This is a genomic window from Bacillus cereus group sp. MS39 (genome assembly GCF_040448665.1).
Lineage (GTDB): Bacteria > Bacillota > Bacilli > Bacillales > Bacillaceae_G > Bacillus_A > Bacillus_A wiedmannii.
Genome location: NZ_CP123058.1, coordinates 4,919,738 through 4,938,049, shown reverse-complemented (window position 1 = coordinate 4,938,049; position 18,312 = coordinate 4,919,738). Strand labels below are relative to the sequence as shown.

Here is an 18,312-nt window from a genome sequence, read left to right as displayed (position 1 = left end):
CGATTACAATGGAAGAACAGTACTGTTCTTCTTTTTTTTATATAGAAAAAGGATAATAGACTAGGTGTAACGAAAAAAGATACAAAAAGCATTTATTGAGGAGAACATGTTATGAATCTACTTTACATGGTGTTAATTGGACAAATCATTCTTTTTTTTATTGGTGCAATGTACGCAATAGGACAGACAAAAAAAACAAGAAATAAGATGCCGTTACCTTTAGCGGTGCGTCTTATTCTTAGTTTTTCTTTAACAGGGAGTGCAATTTGGATATGGTTACAAGATCCATCAGTAGCGTATAGTACGTGGGTTGCACTAGGTATGACGTTATCAACTGTAGGAGATTTATTTATGGCAGGTTTGATTCCAATTGGTCATCGATTAATTGGAGGAATGATTACTTTCGCGCTTGCTCATTGTTTTTATGTAAAAGCATTTTTGCAAACAGGCATCTCATGGAATGGTTTTTGGATTGGTTTACTCGTATACGGACTCTTTCTAATTATAGGATGGTTCTTTTTTATACGAAATGATAAACAAGATAAATTGTTTACGATAGGAGCTCTAATTTACGGATTGTGGGTTGGAGGAATGGCTTGCTTTGCATTCGCCCTATACTATGAGAATACAGGAATATGGTGGATACCGGCTTTTGGTGGTTTACTATTTGTGATTTCTGATTTTATTATAGGCGTGACAGATATTGGAGGGCGCAAATTAAAGTATGAACCACTTTGGATTTGGTTTACATATGTAGCGGCTCAAATGTGTATTGTATATGTGGGAATATAAAAAGATACTCTCAAAATAGTCTATCCACTATTTTTGAGAGTATCTTTTTTGTTACTATGCTACGATGTTTTTTTGTTGTAGAGCAGAAAGGCTATATTCATCAGCTGCTTTATAACCTTGAGCTAATAAATCATTGATGTAAAGCTTGTTGTAAATAAAACAGAAGACTAGGTTAGAGAATCCGAACGTAAACATGCTAGCGATTAAAATAATTAAAAACCATTTCCAATCTCCACGGAATATAGCAGGGAAGAAACCAAAGAAAAATACAGTCCAACTAAAACCAATTTTTGCTTGTTTAATTTGGCCGGTATTTTCATTTTTAAGCATAACTTTCATAGAAAAAGTCCTCCTAAGTAAATAAAAATATAAAATAATAAATGCAAGATATAGTATATCAAAATAATACATTTTTGAATATTATTATTTAAAATTTTGTAATATTACAATTTTGCAATTCAGAATTTTGTGGAAATTTAGCTGTTGAATTCCTTATAATAAAAGTAAAAAGATGATGAGATGGTGGAATGATGCAAAAGAAAAAACGTTTGCGTGAATTCTTTGGAACAATTGCAATTGCATGTTTGTTAGTGTTTTTAGCGAAAATTTTTGTGTTTTTTCCTACGACTGTAAAAGGAGCGTCCATGAAGCCGACGTTACAAGATGGGGATAAGCTGATTGTTAATAAGTTAGCAAAGCAGTTTGAAAGTTATGGGAGAGAAGATATTATTGTTGTGAAGACGGATAATTTTTATGTGAAAAGGGTTATTGGTTTGCCTGGCGATGTAATCGAGGTGAGAAATGATCAATTATATGTGAATCATGAAGTGACACAGGAAGCGTATTTGTATAGTAATAAAAAACAAGCTGAAAAAAAACTTATGAATTTAACAGAGGACTTTGGACCAATTACAGTTCCTAAAAATAAGATTTTTGTTATGGGAGATAATCGCCTAATAAGCAGAGATAGTAGAAATGGTTTGGGACTTATTGATAGAGAAGATGTATTAGGAGAATTAGCGGCAATTTATTATCCAATTGAACATATGAAAATAATGAATTAAAGTAAAAAACCAAGCAAACTGAAATTTGCTTGGTTTTTTATGTTAAATCGTAGGAGACTCATTAAATTCATAGACGTCTTCATTGTTTTTGTTTGTACTTAAAACGAATTTGTGTTGCAATAGTTGCAGTTTAAAGAATGCTAACGGATCGTGATAAGTTTCTGGGTTGCTTCTTAATGTTGCTAATGTTTGCTCGTCTTCCTGTATTTCAAGTTGAGCTGCTTCTACATTTTGTTTCAATATGCTAAGTGGATCTTTAAAGAACATCATGATATCTCGTTCTAATGCGCCTTCAAATACTTCAAATTGAAGGAAGAATTGTTTTGAGATTGTTTGAGCAATTTCCGTATAGTCTTCCGTTTCAATGTATTGTTTATATTTGTTTGCGAGCATAGACTGATTTTTTTGCATGTTACCAAATAGTTTTCCCGCACTTTTTAAGAAAAATTGTGTCGGTGTAAAGCGTAATAAAATATTGATGTTCGTTACTGTAATTCTATTTGTCATGCGTACAACATCTCGATGCCAATCATCTAGTAATTTGAAATCACAAGGAAGTTTCATGCGTTCTTCTTTATATAATTTATTAAACGTTTCACTCATTTCATCTAAATAAGATTGAGCTTGAATAAATTCATTATGAGCTGTTTCAATCCACTCTTGAATAGAACCAGTAAATTTAGGAAGAAGCACTTGTTGTACATGTTTTTGAACTCGTTCGTTCATCGCAGCATTTAATTCTTCATGAACTAATTTGAAGTCGCTATCTTCTTGAACAAGGTCAGAACAACTCTGTAATAATTCAGGAATTTGAGAATGGATATCTCGTGTGATTTCTTCTTTCGTTAAAAGATAAGATTCTGTAATAGAACGAATTTTATCTTTTTCAAGAGCAGTAAGGTTGTTAATAAATCCATTTAATTTAACTGAGATATGTTTATTCCAGCGTACGGATTTCACTAATGTATTTTCTAACTCCACACGTTCATTTACAAGGTATGCGATTGTCTTTTGAGTAAACCATATTAGTTTTTCTATACGTTCTTGTTCCATGTTACGTTCTGCTAGATTAGAAAGAATAGACTCTGTCACGTCTCCAAGTTGCTGGCTACTCTCTTGTGAAGGAGAGTATGGGAAGAACTGTGCATTTGGGAAATGGACTTTAATCTTACTCATTAGTTTTTCATTATTGGTCGTATTATTTGTGTGTAATACGAAATGAATTTGTAAATTCGGCACTTGTTCACGTAAATAAAGTAATGTATCAAGTTCTTCACCATGTAATGGTGAAGCAGAATTTAATACGTAAATAAGGCTATCTGCTGCTTGTAAGTATTCAAAATATGAGCTGTTTTTATCCACTTGCCCTTGAACAGGTGGCGTAACAAGAAATGCAAATTTATTTTTTCTTAAAAATCTACTTGGTAACTTAATTTCTATACATTTTTTCTCAAGTTCTGATTCGGAAGGTGTAGCCATTCTTTGATGGAATTCATCAAAGCTAGGTATATTGTGTACATCTAACGCTGTGAATTCTGTTATTTCAGTTTGGCTATCATCTTTAAATAGAATAGGAGTTGTTACAGTCTCAGTTAAGATGTTCTCTCCTAGTATTGAATTGATGAATGATGATTTATCCTGGTCACTAGTTCCCGCTATTAGTAATTGTGTAACATTTAAATCACACAGTTCGTGAACGAGTAACGTAAATTGATGACTTAAATCCACATCGTTTTTTTCAGCCCATACAGCAATTATTTCGAATAAATGAGAAACTGTTTCCATATTTACATTTGTTTCAGCTGTTGAATTAGAAAGTAGGGCTCCAGCACTTTTTACGAGTAATGACTCTAAAGTTGTAGGTGAAACTTCATTCCATGCTAACACTGCTGCAGAGACAAATAGGGCATCTTTTGCTTTTGTTAAACTAAACCAATTTGTTAATAAATCTGGTACAAGTCCCTGCATTTCATGCATGAAATGCTCACCAGTAATTAACTCAAAGTACGTATCTTGATAGCGTTCAACAATTTCATGCCAATCGTCATTGTTGTCTGTTTCAATATGTAAGAATAAATGATTTATTGTTTGAATCCAAGGTAGATACAAGTTTTCATTTTGATAGCTGTTCCAAAGCGCAATAACAAGTTCTTTAAATTGGACTTGATCAATTGCATATAAAGCTTTTAAAGATTCATAGAAATATTCTGGTTTGATTTGTTTCGTGAATCCTTGATTCACATAATTGATTAAAGTATCGAACCAGTGTAATGATTTTGTTCGAATTCCTTCTTGAACGGCAAGTTCTATGGCGTTATTCCAATCTTCTTGTTTTTCATAGAATGAGCGAGCAATTGCAGTGATATTAGGATAGTCAGGTTGAAATGCAACAGCCTCACTAATTGTCTTAAATGCTAGACCTAAACGTTCTTGTTCGATGTAAAGAGAAAGAAGTTGTAAGGAAACTTCCATTGTAAGAGTTGTATCTTCCGTTTGAATAGATTGATAAATCTCTTCTGCTTTTGGCAAGAATCCTAGTTCAAAATAAGAATCTGCAATATTTTTGGTTGCCCAAAGTGCAAGTTCGTTATTTACTTTCTCCCATTTAAATATCGCTGCTTCAAAGTCTTTATTTTGGTAATAAAATTCACCTTGAGCAAAGCGGATATTAGAAATGTTGGAGAATTCATTTGTAGATTCATTTATATATGCTTCACCGAGTACTTCTGATACTGGAGTAGAAGTTTCTTCTGTTAAAAATGTTTTATAGTAAACCTTTTGGATAAATTGATTTTCAATGGTCATGTTCGTTCCCCCTGTATAATTTAGAAAAATGATGTTGTATGTAAAGGGTGTATGTTCTTTTAATAGGTAGAAGTTGCATTATATCGACCAAACTATGTTTTTGCTAGATATATCATTTTTCCTGAGAGTTAAACCGTTGCGAAAAGTAACTTTCCTTTATTGTAACAAAAAAACAAGCATATGAATTTTTATTTTTTAATCCCGCTATTTGCGTGTAGTAAGACTAGCACTTCAAAAAGCGGTGAATACAAGGGAAGTAGGAGGGAGTCGTGCACGCAATTGGTGTGTGCTAAAAATTAGTGAGGATGAACAAATCACCACTGATTAATGGTTCACTTTCTTCCTGCTAAAGGAATGGATAGAAGTAGAGTTCATTATAAAAACAATGTATAGTGAATATGTATACCATGTTTGTCTGAAAGATAGAAAGGGCACAATGTGGAATAACGATCGTGCATAGGATGTGTTTTCCGAATGGAACAACATATTGGCGAGTTAATCGCGCATTATGGGTATTTTGGAATTATTATAGCGTTGGCCGGTGGAATTGTTGGATTACCGATACCAGACGAGTTTTTATTGACCTTCGTTGGTTATAACGTTTCTAAAGGAGTTATGTCAGGAACTGCTGCTTTTTTAAGCGGGATGGCTGGTGCGATGTTAGGTATTACATTAAGCTACATATTAGGTTTAAAACTTGGGCTCCCTGTTTTAAAAAAATATGGGCCGAAGATTAGAATTAAAGAACATCACATTGAAAAAACACATATTTTATTTGAAAAATATGGACCATTTCTTTTAATAATTGGTTACTTTATCCCGGGAGTACGTCATTTAACAGCATATTTTGCTGGGATGTCGAATTTAACACTTTGGCGTTTTTGTTTGTACGCTTACGGTGGTGCGCTTATTTGGATAAGTGTTTTTATTGGACTTGGCTGGAAGTTAGGAGAGAAGTGGCGTTTCGTTGAGTATAGCCTACATCATTACGGAGTATGGATTTTATTCATTTCAGTAGTTGTTACATGTATTGTATGGTTTTATATAAAGAAAAAGAAAAACCGCTAATAGCGGTTTTTTTAGCTGAAAGCAATAAATAATACACCAGCTGTAATAAAGACTACACCAACGCCAGTCATAAAGTTTAACTTTTCACCGAGTATAATCATCGCGAGGATGATAGAAAATACGACGCTTAATTTATCGACAGGAGCCACTTGTGAGACTTTCCCTGTTTTGAGGGCAAGAAAATAAAATAGCCATGACGAAGCACCTGCAACCCCACTTAATGTGATAAAGAGCAGTGCTTTTTTATTTAGCAGTACGTCGCCGATATTTTGAAATTTACCTTGGATAATAATAACGCCCACCATAAATAATGCCATAATAATAGAACGAACCGTTGTTGCAACATTGGCATCGATTCCATCTAAACCAATCTTTCCGAAAATAGATACAAGGGCAGCAGCGATTGCTGATAATAGTGCGAATAAGAGCCATGAACTCATAGTAAAATTCCTCCAATCTTACATCATTATACATGAAAACCATTCTCATGTATAAAGTGAAACTTTAATCAGTGGGATTTTACCGCCCCGCAAATAGCGAAATAAATAACGAAATAATCCCCACCTTATATTGCTAATAAGGTGGGGATTATTATACTACTCTGCAATTTCCTCATACAAAAAGTACGTTACATTATAAATATGTTCTACTTCATCGTCTGTCATAAACAATAATTCATCACGCTCAATCCCTTTTTTCTTTTCAATAAACTCAATCATGTTTTTGCGTTCTTCTCTTTTCATCAATTTTATTTCTCCTCTCAATCTGTTTTAATACAGTTTATTTAAGTTACTGCTATTATATAACAGAATCTTTAGAAAGTTCCACCTATTTTATTGTTTTTTTCAGAAGAACTTTTCGACAAAACAAGCCCACCTAAAGGGGGCTTGTTTTATTTTATAGTCGTAAAAACTCGGGCTCCGTCGTACCAGCACCATCGATGTAATAAATTGTGTCGGGATTGATTTTTATTAATACGTAATTAGGGTCTTCAGGACCAAGTAACCAGCGTTTTAAGCTATTATTCCAAAACTTGTTTTTTAATGTGGAGTCTTCCTCGATGGAGGCTAAGCCTTCAACTTCAATATAATCTTCATCTAATTTTTTTCCTTCACGTCCAAGTAGTACATGTACATTTGGATTGTTTTCGATATCTGTTATCTTTTTTGATTTCCGATCTGTTGCAACATATAACACAAAATCTTCGTGGAAAAACATCATAAAGGTACTATGAGGTTTATTTTCACGTACAGTAGATAATACACCAGTTCGTTGACCGCAAATAATAGTTTCAATTTTTTCTTTTAAATGCATGCTTTTAACCCCTGTTCATAATTTATTGTTTTCTCCGTTTAAACAAGATAATTTAAATATCTTTTATACTGTTTTCTTCAATCCGATTTTTTAAACGTAATTGTGATGAAATCGGACAAGTTAGGAGAAGAATAATAATAATATCGAGGAGAAATACATACGATGGAAGGATGAAAAGCATGTTTAATAAAATATTTCTTATAGTAGCGCTAATCGGGGTACCACTTTCTGTACTTGGAAAAATGCTTCATTGGCCTCAAACAATTATGTTCGCTGTGTATTGCATTACTATTATCGCCTTAGCGGGTTTTATGGGGAGAGCGACAGAAAGTTTGGCAATTGTCTCTGGACCTAGAATAGGCGGATTATTAAATGCTACTTTTGGTAATGCTGTTGAACTAATTATTTCGATTTTTGCACTTCAGGCGGGATTAATTGAGGTTGTATTAGCCTCTTTAACGGGTTCTGTACTTGGGAATTTATTATTAGTAGGAGGGCTATCCTTCTTTATAGGAGGGCTTAAATACAAAAGACAAAGTTTTAATGTATATGATGCAAGGCATAATTCAGCTTTATTAATCTTTGCGGTAGTAGTAGCTTTTGTTATTCCAGAGATTTTTTCAATGAAGATGGATGCTGGAAAGACGTATCAATTAAGTATCGGTGTTTCTATCATTATGATTATTATGTACCTTGCTGCACTGCTATTTAAGCTCGTTACGCATCGTGGTGTATATCAACATAAAACGGATGAAGTAGCTCATGAGGAAGAACCAGAGTGGTCGAAAGGTAAAGCGCTACTCATTTTAGCAATAGCGACAATTGCGGTAGCTTATGTGTCAGAGGCGCTTGTGCATACATTTGAGACAGTTGCAAAGTCATTTGGTTGGTCAGAGTTATTTATAGGGGTTATTATCGTTGCAATTGTTGGGAATGCAGCGGAACATGCATCTGCAATTATTATGGCGTATAAAAATAAAGTAAATATTGCAGTTGAAATTGCAGTCGGTTCTACGTTGCAAATTGCCATGTTTGTTGCTCCTGTATTAGTACTGCTTTCTATGTTCTTTGCACAAAGGATGCCTTTAGTATTTACAATACCAGAACTTGTTTCTATGATTACAGCTGTTTTCTTAACGATTGCGATTTCAAATGATGGAGATACAAATTGGTTTGAAGGCGGTACTTTATTAGCGGCGTATGTCATTATGGGAATTGGTTTTTATTTATTATGAAAAATAGGCATAACAATTGTATTGAGAGAAAACAATAAACAAAGTAGTATATATACCTTTACGTAGGAAGGAGCCAGACAGGTGAAACGAGTATACAGCATATGTCTTTCAACTATGGTCTCGTTTATTCTATTATTTCCTAACATGAGTTTTGCAAAGACAACGGTAGAAACAAAAATGCCTTCATCTGTTTTAAATATTTCTAAAGACAATACGTTTCCAAATGATGCGCAAGATTTGCCGCGCTTACAACCGAGTAAGTTTGCTCAAGAACTATTGAAAACAGCAAATATTAAAATTGAAAATCCGGACTTAATTCGAATGTTTAATGAAACGACAATTTCGAATGCGCCGCTTGCGGTAGGGTACCGAGCGAAGATTTATTTAGGTCAATGGGCTTTAAATTATGAATCGGTTGATACATCGATTAATTGGGGATATAAACAAGTAAATCGCAATGTGTACGATAATCGCGGAGGAGATCGCTTATATCCGCTACGCTATAAGCAAGAAACGCAAAAGACGGTTGAAGGTGATTTAACAGCAGATATGAAAAATACTGCGGATGTGAAAAAAATGATGCTTCTCAAAGCACTTGAAAAAGTACAATTGCCACTTTCATTTAAAACGACCATTGGTTATGGTACTGGACATGAGCGTGTGTATAATATTAGTCCGAGTCAACTTGGATATTTATACGCTTATACACCAGCAGTAAATGAAAAAGGAAAAGTAACATTTGGAGAAGTGTACCTTGTGTTAAAAGGAAATCAAAAGAGGCTTGTAGTAAAAAATATTACCTCACAAGGAATCGGAGCTGCTATTCCAATTCACGATCATTTGTATTTTAAATTCATTTCTTCTTCTCACTCGCAATAATATGAAAAAACGTCAGCTTATAAGCTGACGTTTTTATTTATCCTGCTATTTGTGGGCAATTGGTTCAACTAATAATCAGTGGGGAATGAACAAAACCCCACTGATTAAAGTTGAACTTTAAAATGTTATGTTTGCTGTTTTTGATAAGAAGTCTGCTGTCGGATAGTAGCTATTTTTTACAAGAACATTTGGTCCAAGGCATTTTACTGCAGGACAGTGACAGCTTAATGATTGTGCTGTTTTTGAAGCGCTCCATTTGTCATACGCTTCTTGTAGTGTGTTTGTTTGTACGTTACCTAGAAGAGGAACGTCACCGAAATCAGTTACAATAATATTTCCATCGAAAATGTTGACGTTTAAACGAGAACGACCATCTGGATCGTTACGAACTGTTACATTTTTGCTTTCTTGTAATTTCTTAAATGTGGCGATGTCTCGCTCGTCATCGCTACAAGCGTAGAAAGGTAAAGTTCCAAATAACATCCATACATTTTCATCGCGAATTTCTAGTAAATGCTCAATTGCATCTCGAATTTCAGCTTTTGTTAAGATCTCTAGATTACTCGCGAAGTCACTTGGATACATTGGATGAACTTCATGACGTTTACAGCCCATCTCTTCGACAATTTGACGATGAATATGTTCAATATGCGGTAGAGTCCTTTTGTTTAACATCGTTTCGGCTGATACGAGTACACCTGCATCTGATAGAGCTTTACTATTTGTAATCATTCGTTCAAATAATTTTGCACGTTGTTCATAAGTAGGTTTACGTTCCATCATTGCAAATCCACCTTCAACGAAGTCATCAATTGTTCCCCAGTTATGAGATATATGCAATACGTCTAAATAAGGAATAATTTGTTCGTAACGTGCTAAATCTATAGTTAAGTTTGAGTTGATTTGAGTGCGAACGCCTCGTTCATGAGCGTATTTTAAGAGTGGTGTTACATAGTTGTCGACGGATTTCTTTGAAAGCATTGGTTCTCCGCCAGTAATACTTAAAGAACGTAAATGAGGAATCTCATCTAATCGTTTTAATAAAAGTTCCATAGGAAGCGGATTTGGATCTTTCGGCTGTAATGTGTAACCAACAGCACAATGCTCGCAACGCATATTGCATAACGTTGTCGTTGTAAACTCAACGTTTGTTAATAGTAGTTTGCCGTACTCTTCAAGGTCCATATACGCTTCCCATGGATCGTAAGAAGGAGTAATCGGCTTCATTTTTTGTGATATCGTCATATGAAATACTCCTTTGACTATTGAAATAACAATTTGTCCATTCTCTATAATAGAAGAATATGTACTTTTTATAAAGTGAAACTTTTTTGTGAAAAAAGAGAGAGGGCTTACATTTGAATGAATGGCTGCGACAAAATTGATGAAATTTCATGCCCATAGCAATCATTTTTGCGGTATAATAAAAGCATCTCGAATTAAAAGGAGAGTGCCTTCATGGGAAAAGCAATTGAAGATAAAGATTCACAACTAGTATATTTAAAAGAACGTTTAAATATGTTCATTGAAGTAATTGATACAATTGAACCTGAAGAAGTAGAGTTAGAAGATGTAGATCGTCTTCTTGCGATGTTAGATGAATTAGAATTAAAATGTGAGCAATTTAAAAAAGACGAATAATATATTAAAAAGGCTGCCAATGCAAAATTGGCAGCCTTTTTCTGTATGGATAATAGAAGGACGGTAGAAAAAAAGGTATAATCAAGTTGTGAAAAATTTCATTTATGCTTTAATAGCGTGAAACAAATAAAAAGCTGAAGAGCATAACGATGGAATTTTCAGCTCATAACGTTTTGGTAGCGTTCACAATTGAGGGGGAAGTAACAATGGAAAAGCTTCAAGAAAGCATGTATCAACTAATTGTTGAAACGTCAACGAACTTACCGAAAGATGTTCGTCGTGCGATTCAACAAGCGAAAGAACGAGAAAATGCAGGGACTCGTTCTGCGATGGCACTTGGCACAATTACGAATAATATTAAAATGGCTGATGATAACATCTCGCCAATTTGCCAAGATACAGGGATGCCAACGTTTAAAATTTATACACCAGTTGGTGTGAATCAATTACATTTGAAGGAAGCTATCTATAATGCGCTTGAGCGGGCGACAAAAGATGGTAAACTTCGTCCCAATTCTGTTGATTCTCTTTTTGGAGATAATAGTGGAAATAATTTAGGACCAGGTACACCGGTTATTAAGTTCGAACAATGGGAAAAAGATTATATTGATGCACGCTTAATCCTAAAGGGTGGTGGCTGTGAGAATAAAAATATTCAGTATAGCTTACCGTGTGAATTAGAAGGACTTGGACGCGCTGGCCGTGATTTAGAAGGGATTCGTAAATGCCTTCTTCATGCTGTATACCAAGCGCAAGGTCAAGGCTGTAGTGCAGGTGTAATTGGTGTTGGTATCGGGGGAGACCGCACATCAGGTTACGAATTAGCAAAAAATCAATTATTCCGTACATTAGATGATGTCAATCCAGTACCAGAGTTACAAAAACTTGAAGAGTACGTATTAGAAAATGCGAATAAGCTTGGCATTGGTACGATGGGATTTGGCGGAGAAACAACTTTACTTGGTTGTAAAATTGGCGTGTATAATCGTCTGCCAGCTAGTTTCTACGTATCTGTTGCGTATAATTGCTGGGCATATCGCCGCCTTGGCGTAACAATCCATCCTGTAACAGGTGAAATTATGGATTGGCTATATCAAGAAGGTGAGGATACACTTCAGCAAGAAGCGCAAGAAAAAACAGAGCAACGTGAGATTGTATTACAAGCACCAATTACAGAAGAGCAAATTCGTGAACTTCGCGTTGGTGATGTTGTAACAATTAATGGCATGATGTATACAGGTCGTGACGCAATCCATAAGCATTTAATGGATAACGATTGTCCAGTAGATTTAAAAGGACAAGTTATTTATCACTGTGGTCCAGTTGTCGTGAAAGATGAAAATGAAAACTGGCAAATTAAAGCGGCAGGTCCAACGACAAGTATTCGTGAAGAACCGTACCAAGGCGATATTATGAAGAAATTCGGTATTCGCGCTGTCATTGGAAAAGGTGGTATGGGTGCAAAAACATTAGCGGCTTTAGAAGAGCATGGTGGTGTATATTTAAATGCAATTGGCGGTGCAGCGCAATATTATGCCGAATGTATTAAAGAAGTAAAAGATGTTGATTTCTTACAATTTGGTATTCCAGAGGCAATGTGGCATTTACGTATCGAAGGATTTAAAGCAGTTGTAACGATGGATTCTCATGGTAATAGCTTACATGCAGATGTTGATAAAACATCACTTGAAAAATTAGCTAGCTTTAAAGAGCCAGTATTTAAGTAAACAAAAATGCATCTCGAATGATTCGAGATGCATTTTTTTGGTATATATAGAAAAACATGTTCAGCATGAAAGAATGCACGGCAACAGAAACTACAAGTATGATTATATATGGAAAGGAGACTATTTATGAAATATAAATGGTTATATATCGGTCTCATTTTTTCAATTATGATGGCACTTGTTCCAGTTTCAGCATTAGCTTATACAAATACTCCACATAACTGGGGAATCCCGCGTCCTAAAAATGAAACAGTACCAGATGCAGGAAAGTTATACACAGATTTACTACAAAAAAATGGTGGGTTTTATTTAGGGGATACAAAGAAAAAAGATATTTATTTAACATTCGATAATGGGTACGAGAATGGATACACAGGGAAAATCTTAGATGTATTAAAAGAGAAAAAAGTACCGGCAACTTTCTTTGTAACGGGTCATTATATTAAAACACAAAAAGATTTGTTATTAAGAATGAAGAATGAAGGACATATTATTGGAAATCATTCGTGGAGTCATCCTGATTTTACAACGGTAAATGATGCGAAACTTCGTGAAGAATTAACGAGTGTAACGGAAGAGATTAAAAAAGTAACTGGGCAAAAAGAAGTAAAATATGTACGTCCGCCGCGCGGCGTATTTAGTGAAAGAACGTTGGCTCTTACGAAAGAAATGGGCTATTATAATGTATTTTGGTCACTTGCATTTTTGGATTGGAAAGTGGACGAGCAAAGAGGATGGCAATATGCACATAATAATGTAATGACGATGATTCATCCAGGATCTGTTTTATTACTTCATGCAATATCAAAAGATAATGCAGAAGCACTTGCGAAAATCATTGATGATTTGCGCGAGAAAGGGTATCATTTTAAAAGTCTAGATGACTTAGTAAAAAGCAATCAACCGTAAGCATGTATGCTTGCGGTTTTCTCATGCTATAATGATGTGTAAAAAGGATGGGGAAACGTATGTGGAGCGAACATGTTACGTTAGAGTATCCGTATCATTTTGAAGAGGTATTGAAACGTTTATCTTTTGATCCTCTTAACGTCATTCAATTAGATGAGAAAGTCATTTATGTCCCGCTTTGTATAGACGAGGAACAGATTGTTGTTCGCTTACAAGGGATTGGTACTGTTCAAACTCCACAGTTTTGGATCTCTAGTCAGGCAGGAGATCAAGAGAAAGTCATGAAACGAATGAGGGCCATTTTTCATTGGAATGAACCGTTTCAAGATATACAAAATCATTTTTTAAACACATCATTACGTCCACTATTTGAAACATATGCTTATACTCCAATTATTTTAGAGTTTGATTATTTTGCTTGTCTTCTTCGCTGTATCATTCATCAACAAATAAATTTGAAATTTGCTACTGTGTTAACAGAACAGTTTGTGAAACGATATGGAACAGAGAAGAACGGTGTATTCTTTTTCCCCACTCCAGAAATAGTAGCAAATATTTCAATAGAAGAATTGAGGGAGCAGAAGTTTAGTCAGCGAAAGGCTGAATATATAGTAGGGTTAGGTCGAAGTATTGTCAGCGGTACATTAAATTTAGCGAGTATAGAAACCAGGGCGGATGAAGAGGTTTCCGCACAATTGTTACCAATTAGGGGGATTGGTACATGGACAGTGCAAAATTTTTTAATGTTCGGGCTTGGACGGAAAAATATGTTTCCGAAAGCGGACATTGGGATTCAGCGTGCAGTGCAAGGTGTATTTCAATTAGATGATAAACCTGATGATGCATTTTTAGAAAAAGTGAAACAAGAGTGTGAACCATACTGCAGTTATGCAGCGTTATATTTATGGAAAAGTATAGAGTAGAGGTGTAATAATGATACAAAAGCAACATGAGAGTAAGTTGGAAGTTGGTCAAACGTTTCCTGTGACAATTAAACGTCTTGGGATTAACGGAGAAGGCGTTGGTTATTTTAAGAGACAAGTTGTTTTCATTCCAGGGGCATTACCAGGAGAAGAAGTTGTTGCTGAAACAACGAAAATTCAGCGTGGCTTCGCTGAAGCGAAAGTGAAAAAAGTTCGTAAAGCTTCACCACATCGTGTGAAAGCACCATGTCCGGTATATGAAGAGTGTGGCGGTTGTCAGCTGCAACATTTAGATTATAAAGAACAATTAAATCAAAAGCGTGATATCGTCGTACAAGCATTCGAGAAGTATATGAACAACAGTTTGGAAGAAAAAATTCGTCCAACGCTTGGTATGGAAAACCCATGGCATTATCGTAATAAGAGTCAATTACAAGTGGGACGTAAAGACGAAAAGGTTATTACAGGGCTGTATAAGCAAAATTCACATCAGTTAATTGATATTGCTCACTGTATGATTCAACATAAAGCAACGAATGAAGCGACAAAAGTTGTAAGACGTATATTAGAAAAATTAAATGTTTCTATTTACAATGAGAAAAAACAAAAAGGTTTAGTACGCACAATTGTGACACGTACTGCAGTTCAAACAGGGGAAGTACAAGTTACACTTATTACAACAAAAGAAGAATTACCAAATAAAGATCAATTTATCGCAGAAGTACAAAAACAGATGCCAGCTGTTAAATCAATTATGCAAAACGTAAACTGGCGTAAAACATCTGTTATTTTCGGTGATAAAACATTTAAATTAGCTGGAAAAGAAGTAATTCAAGAAACACTAGGTGATTTATCATTTGAATTATCAGCACGTGCATTCTTCCAGTTAAATCCAGAACAAACAGTTGTTTTATACGATGAAGCGAAAAAAGCAGCTGCTTTAACAGGCGATGAGAAAATTGTAGATGCTTATTGTGGTGTTGGTACAATCGGTCTTTGGCTTGCAAATGATGCAGCGGAAGTACGTGGTATGGATGTAATTCCAGAAGCGATTGAAGATGCAAGAAAAAATGCGAAGCGTCACGGATTTACAAATACGAAATATGAAGCAGGTAAAGCTGAACAATGGTTACCGAAATGGGTAAAAGAAGGATGGCGTCCAGATGTAATTGTTGTCGATCCACCTCGTACAGGTTGCGATGATAAATTACTGGAAACAATTTTAAAAGTGAAACCAAAACAAGTTGTTTACGTATCTTGTAATCCTTCTTCATTAGCACGTGATGTACAAGCATTAATGAAGAGTTATGAAGTGGAATATGTACAACCAGTTGATATGTTCCCACATACAGCCCATGTAGAAAATGTAGTGAAGCTTGTTAGAAAGTAAAGTTTATTCATATTCCCTCACGATATGAGGGAATATTTTCTATGAAGGAGAGTAAAATGAATAATTATAAATTAACGATTCAGTACGATGGTGCACGTTTTAAAGGATGGCAACGTCTCGGTAATAACGATAATACAATTCAAGGAAAAATCGAGAGTGTCATATCTGAAATGATCGGAAAAGAAATTGAAATTATCGGTTGTAGTAGAACAGATGCGGGTGTACATGCTTTGAATCAAGTTGCTAACTTTCAAAGTGATGAGAAGTTAGTGGAACATAAAGTGAAAAAATATTTAAATCAATATTTACCCAACGATATTAGCATTACGAATGTAGAAGAAGTACAAGAACGCTTCCATGCTCGTTACAATTCTAAAGCAAAAACATATCTTTATAAAATTTGGAATGAAGAGCATACAAATCCATTTATGCGTAAATACAGCATGCATGTGAATAAAAAATTAAATGTGAAAAGCATGAAAGAAGCTGCGAAACATTTAGTTGGTTCACATGACTTTACTGCTTTTTCAAATGCGAAATCAAAGAAAAAGTCTATGGTTCGAGAAGTATATACACTTGAAGTGATGGAAGCAGCAGGATTTGTACAAATTAGAGTAAGTGGTAACGGATTCCTTCATAACATGGTACGAAAAATTGTTGGAGCATTAATTGAAGTTGGATTAGGACAATTAGATGCGGACGCAATCCCAAATATTTTAGAGGAAAAACAACGTAATCAAATTAATTGTCTTGCTGAGGCGAGTGGTTTGTATTTGGAGAATGTTGAGTTTTAATAAACAATAAAAAAATCGAGCTGTGTAAGCTCGATTTTTTATTGTTTTGGCATTAAGAAGATTTTTCTTTCTTCATACGTATCTTCAAATTCCAAAAAGCAGCAAGCATAATAGCTGCAAAGGAGCCGCTAATTGTTGCTAATAGTTTTGCATAAGGATAAGCATTCATATCAACTAGTAACATCATACATACAAGGGTAGGGAAGAAGGCTAAGTATTGTAATAACTTTAATTTGTTATCATTACTCATATATATCGTTCCTTTCTAGTATGTTATATGTTTATTGTAGCATATTTTCCCAATTTTTATTTACACTTGGAAGCGGATTCATCCTACATTTGATTAAAGTTTCATTTCATATGTGTAAATGCAATTTTTTAATTCGATATTGTAAGTTTTGCCTACTTAATCCTAAAAACTTTGCAGCCTGTGAGATATTACCGTGATACTCTGTCAGAATTTGATTGATGTAGTTCTTCTCCATTGTCTCTATTGTGTGCTTTAACGTTTTAGGTGCATCATCCTCGTTATTAGTTAGGGAAGGTTGCATATTGAATTCTTTTTTTATTTGTTCACGAAAGCGAGTGGGAAGATGAAACGCTGTAATGATATTTTCATCTTCAACTAAATTCATTGAACCTTCAATGATATGTTCCAATTCTCGTACGTTTCCAGGCCAATCATATGCATACAAGAATTCTCTTACATGTACATCTAGATCCGTTACGCCAAGTCCAAATTGAATGTTGTACTTTTCGATAAAGTGCTGCACAAGATCAGGAATATCTTCTTTTCGTTCACGTAAAGGCGGGAGACATAAAGTAACGACGCTTAATCGGTAATATAAGTCTTCCCGTAATCGATTATGTGTAATAGCTTCAAGAGGATCTTCATTAATAGTTGCTATAATACGAACATCAATTTCTTTTTCTTGTGTGCCCCCGATTCTTCGTATTGTTTTTTCTTGTATAGCTCGCAGTAACTTCGCTTGAAGTGCTGGACTTAATGAGTTGATCTCATCTAATAACAAAGTTCCTCCGTTTGCTTCTTCAAATAAACCAGCTTTATCGATAGCGCCTGTAAATGCACCTCGGTTCGTACCAAATAATAAGCTTTCCATTAGCGTATCAGGTATAGCAGCACAGTTTTGTGAAATGAACGGTTTTGTTGAACGTTGACTTTCATTATGGATACTTTGTGCAAATAGTTCTTTTCCAGTTCCTGTTTCTCCTACGAGAAGTATGGAGGAGGATGTACGAATTACCCTTTTTCCTTCCCCAATGGTTGATTGAATGGCTTCAGAATCACCAATTATGTGATCAAAGGTAAATTTAGTGTTTTGTTTTCGAGAAGAGTCCATTTTTATTGTTTGCTTTAAGTGATTCATCTCTTTTGAAATTTCAATAGCGCCTTTAATTTTTCCATTTTCTATTATAGGGAAAGTATCGTTAATCGTCGTAATTTCTTGCCCTTTATTGTTAAAATACGTTTGTTTTATATTTTTGTTTGTTTTTCCTAATTTTAATGCTTCTATAAGAGTACTATTTTTATTTTCTTCAAATGCGAATACTTCTAAAGGACTTTTATATAGCACATCTGAGCGCTCCATTGATTCAATTTCCATCATTTTGCGGTTATAGATAATCGTTTTACTTTCCTCGTTAATAATATGAATCCCGATATCGAGTTCATTGAGTAAAGTTTCATATAGCATATTCATTTCAATGATCTGTTTAAAATTAATGTCTTCTGTACGCATAGATTATCTTC

19 protein-coding genes are annotated in these 18,312 nt (G+C 34.8%); 11 read left to right on the top strand and 8 right to left on the bottom strand.

The window, feature by feature from the left end; all coding sequences use genetic code 11:
• The first annotated feature begins 111 nt into the window (after positions 1 to 111).
• On the top strand, positions 112 to 792 hold the full coding sequence (locus QEP67_RS25595; protein ID WP_001051055.1) for a lysoplasmalogenase: 681 nt from the start codon (positions 112 to 114) through the stop codon (positions 790 to 792).
• Between the two features lie 54 nt (positions 793 to 846).
• Here QEP67_RS25595 and QEP67_RS25590 read toward each other — a convergent pair whose 3' ends face one another.
• Positions 847 to 1,131: a hypothetical protein gene (locus QEP67_RS25590; protein ID WP_000867040.1), complete on the bottom strand. Its 285-nt coding sequence runs from the start codon at positions 1,129 to 1,131 to the stop codon at positions 847 to 849.
• Positions 1,132 to 1,319: 188 nt separating this feature from the next.
• On the opposite strand from QEP67_RS25590, the gene lepB reads away from it, so the two are divergent.
• A complete protein-coding gene (lepB, locus tag QEP67_RS25585) occupies positions 1,320 to 1,856 on the top strand; it encodes a signal peptidase I (RefSeq protein WP_000983292.1) in 537 nt (178 codons plus the stop codon).
• Positions 1,857 to 1,898: 42 nt separating this feature from the next.
• Here the strand turns inward: lepB and QEP67_RS25580 are convergent, their stop codons facing one another.
• Positions 1,899 to 4,661 (bottom strand): hypothetical protein, encoded by a 2,763-nt coding sequence (locus QEP67_RS25580; protein WP_000151445.1) that lies wholly within the window; start codon positions 4,659 to 4,661, stop codon positions 1,899 to 1,901.
• A gap of 474 nt (positions 4,662 to 5,135) precedes the next feature.
• On the opposite strand from QEP67_RS25580, the gene QEP67_RS25575 reads away from it, so the two are divergent.
• Positions 5,136 to 5,729, top strand: a complete 594-nt coding sequence (locus QEP67_RS25575; RefSeq protein WP_000434853.1) for a DedA family protein — start codon at positions 5,136 to 5,138, stop codon at positions 5,727 to 5,729.
• Positions 5,730 to 5,740: 11 nt separating this feature from the next.
• Here QEP67_RS25575 and QEP67_RS25570 read toward each other — a convergent pair whose 3' ends face one another.
• From QEP67_RS25570 to QEP67_RS25560, 3 genes are all read right to left on the bottom strand, one after another.
• Positions 5,741 to 6,169: an EamA family transporter gene (locus tag QEP67_RS25570; protein ID WP_000100307.1), complete on the bottom strand. Its 429-nt coding sequence runs from the start codon at positions 6,167 to 6,169 to the stop codon at positions 5,741 to 5,743.
• Between the two features lie 156 nt (positions 6,170 to 6,325).
• Positions 6,326 to 6,472, bottom strand: coding sequence for a BH0509 family protein (locus tag QEP67_RS25565; protein WP_000817786.1), 147 nt, complete (start codon positions 6,470 to 6,472; stop codon positions 6,326 to 6,328).
• 154 nt (positions 6,473 to 6,626) lie between these two features.
• Positions 6,627 to 7,043 (bottom strand): pyridoxamine 5'-phosphate oxidase family protein, encoded by a 417-nt coding sequence (locus tag QEP67_RS25560; protein ID WP_000550224.1) that lies wholly within the window; start codon positions 7,041 to 7,043, stop codon positions 6,627 to 6,629.
• Between the two features lie 179 nt (positions 7,044 to 7,222).
• On the opposite strand from QEP67_RS25560, the gene cax reads away from it, so the two are divergent.
• Together cax and QEP67_RS25550 are read left to right on the top strand one after the other, a co-directional pair.
• Positions 7,223 to 8,278: a calcium/proton exchanger gene (gene cax, locus QEP67_RS25555; protein ID WP_000482128.1), complete on the top strand. Its 1,056-nt coding sequence runs from the start codon at positions 7,223 to 7,225 to the stop codon at positions 8,276 to 8,278.
• An 81-nt stretch (positions 8,279 to 8,359) separates the two neighbouring features.
• Positions 8,360 to 9,157: a YfkD famly protein gene (locus QEP67_RS25550; protein ID WP_002108840.1), complete on the top strand. Its 798-nt coding sequence runs from the start codon at positions 8,360 to 8,362 to the stop codon at positions 9,155 to 9,157.
• Between the two features lie 117 nt (positions 9,158 to 9,274).
• Here the strand turns inward: QEP67_RS25550 and yfkAB are convergent, their stop codons facing one another.
• The gene (yfkAB, locus tag QEP67_RS25545; protein WP_353706465.1) at positions 9,275 to 10,402 is read right to left on the bottom strand and encodes a radical SAM/CxCxxxxC motif protein YfkAB; all 1,128 of its coding nucleotides are present in this window, start codon (positions 10,400 to 10,402) and stop codon (positions 9,275 to 9,277) included.
• A 213-nt stretch (positions 10,403 to 10,615) separates the two neighbouring features.
• Between yfkAB and QEP67_RS25540 the strand changes: the two genes are divergently transcribed.
• From QEP67_RS25540 to truA, 6 genes are all read left to right on the top strand, one after another.
• Positions 10,616 to 10,798, top strand: a complete 183-nt coding sequence (locus tag QEP67_RS25540; RefSeq protein WP_000513547.1) for an SE1561 family protein — start codon at positions 10,616 to 10,618, stop codon at positions 10,796 to 10,798.
• A gap of 206 nt (positions 10,799 to 11,004) precedes the next feature.
• Positions 11,005 to 12,525, top strand: a complete 1,521-nt coding sequence (gene fumA, locus QEP67_RS25535; RefSeq protein WP_000413500.1) for a class I fumarate hydratase — start codon at positions 11,005 to 11,007, stop codon at positions 12,523 to 12,525.
• Positions 12,526 to 12,651: 126 nt separating this feature from the next.
• Positions 12,652 to 13,434: a delta-lactam-biosynthetic de-N-acetylase gene (gene pdaA / locus QEP67_RS25530; protein ID WP_000875960.1), complete on the top strand. Its 783-nt coding sequence runs from the start codon at positions 12,652 to 12,654 to the stop codon at positions 13,432 to 13,434.
• A gap of 59 nt (positions 13,435 to 13,493) precedes the next feature.
• Positions 13,494 to 14,357 (top strand): DNA-3-methyladenine glycosylase, encoded by an 864-nt coding sequence (locus tag QEP67_RS25525; RefSeq protein WP_353706464.1) that lies wholly within the window; start codon positions 13,494 to 13,496, stop codon positions 14,355 to 14,357.
• Between the two features lie 10 nt (positions 14,358 to 14,367).
• Entirely contained in the window at positions 14,368 to 15,747 is a 1,380-nt protein-coding gene (gene rlmD / locus QEP67_RS25520; protein ID WP_000615214.1) for a 23S rRNA (uracil(1939)-C(5))-methyltransferase RlmD, read from the top strand.
• 56 nt (positions 15,748 to 15,803) lie between these two features.
• Positions 15,804 to 16,541, top strand: a complete 738-nt coding sequence (truA, locus tag QEP67_RS25515; protein WP_001067304.1) for a tRNA pseudouridine(38-40) synthase TruA — start codon at positions 15,804 to 15,806, stop codon at positions 16,539 to 16,541.
• A gap of 52 nt (positions 16,542 to 16,593) precedes the next feature.
• On the opposite strand, the gene QEP67_RS25510 is transcribed toward truA, so the two are convergent.
• Both QEP67_RS25510 and QEP67_RS25505 read right to left on the bottom strand, forming a co-directional pair.
• On the bottom strand, positions 16,594 to 16,791 hold the full coding sequence (locus tag QEP67_RS25510) for a hypothetical protein (protein WP_000063921.1): 198 nt from the start codon (positions 16,789 to 16,791) through the stop codon (positions 16,594 to 16,596).
• Positions 16,792 to 16,897: 106 nt separating this feature from the next.
• On the bottom strand, positions 16,898 to 18,301 hold the full coding sequence (locus tag QEP67_RS25505) for a sigma 54-interacting transcriptional regulator (RefSeq protein WP_061672579.1): 1,404 nt from the start codon (positions 18,299 to 18,301) through the stop codon (positions 16,898 to 16,900).
• Between the last annotated feature and the right edge of the window lie 11 nt (positions 18,302 to 18,312).

Coding starts and splice junctions, on each gene's coding strand:
- QEP67_RS25540 (WP_000513547.1), top strand. CDS start 10,616: ATGGGAAAAGCAATTGAAGATAAAGATTCACAACTAGTATATTTAAAA.
- QEP67_RS25565 (WP_000817786.1), bottom strand. CDS start 6,472: ATGAAAAGAGAAGAACGCAAAAACATGATTGAGTTTATTGAAAAGAAA.
- QEP67_RS25590 (WP_000867040.1), bottom strand. CDS start 1,131: ATGAAAGTTATGCTTAAAAATGAAAATACCGGCCAAATTAAACAAGCA.
- cax (WP_000482128.1), top strand. CDS start 7,223: ATGTTTAATAAAATATTTCTTATAGTAGCGCTAATCGGGGTACCACTT.
- QEP67_RS25575 (WP_000434853.1), top strand. CDS start 5,136: ATGGAACAACATATTGGCGAGTTAATCGCGCATTATGGGTATTTTGGA.
- fumA (WP_000413500.1), top strand. CDS start 11,005: ATGGAAAAGCTTCAAGAAAGCATGTATCAACTAATTGTTGAAACGTCA.
- QEP67_RS25570 (WP_000100307.1), bottom strand. CDS start 6,169: ATGAGTTCATGGCTCTTATTCGCACTATTATCAGCAATCGCTGCTGCC.
- QEP67_RS25505 (WP_061672579.1), bottom strand. CDS start 18,301: ATGCGTACAGAAGACATTAATTTTAAACAGATCATTGAAATGAATATG.
- rlmD (WP_000615214.1), top strand. CDS start 14,368: ATGATACAAAAGCAACATGAGAGTAAGTTGGAAGTTGGTCAAACGTTT.
- lepB (WP_000983292.1), top strand. CDS start 1,320: ATGATGCAAAAGAAAAAACGTTTGCGTGAATTCTTTGGAACAATTGCA.
- QEP67_RS25595 (WP_001051055.1), top strand. CDS start 112: ATGAATCTACTTTACATGGTGTTAATTGGACAAATCATTCTTTTTTTT.
- QEP67_RS25560 (WP_000550224.1), bottom strand. CDS start 7,043: ATGCATTTAAAAGAAAAAATTGAAACTATTATTTGCGGTCAACGAACT.
- yfkAB (WP_353706465.1), bottom strand. CDS start 10,402: ATGACGATATCACAAAAAATGAAGCCGATTACTCCTTCTTACGATCCA.
- truA (WP_001067304.1), top strand. CDS start 15,804: ATGAATAATTATAAATTAACGATTCAGTACGATGGTGCACGTTTTAAA.
- QEP67_RS25525 (WP_353706464.1), top strand. CDS start 13,494: ATGTGGAGCGAACATGTTACGTTAGAGTATCCGTATCATTTTGAAGAG.
- QEP67_RS25580 (WP_000151445.1), bottom strand. CDS start 4,661: ATGACCATTGAAAATCAATTTATCCAAAAGGTTTACTATAAAACATTT.
- QEP67_RS25510 (WP_000063921.1), bottom strand. CDS start 16,791: ATGAGTAATGATAACAAATTAAAGTTATTACAATACTTAGCCTTCTTC.
- pdaA (WP_000875960.1), top strand. CDS start 12,652: ATGAAATATAAATGGTTATATATCGGTCTCATTTTTTCAATTATGATG.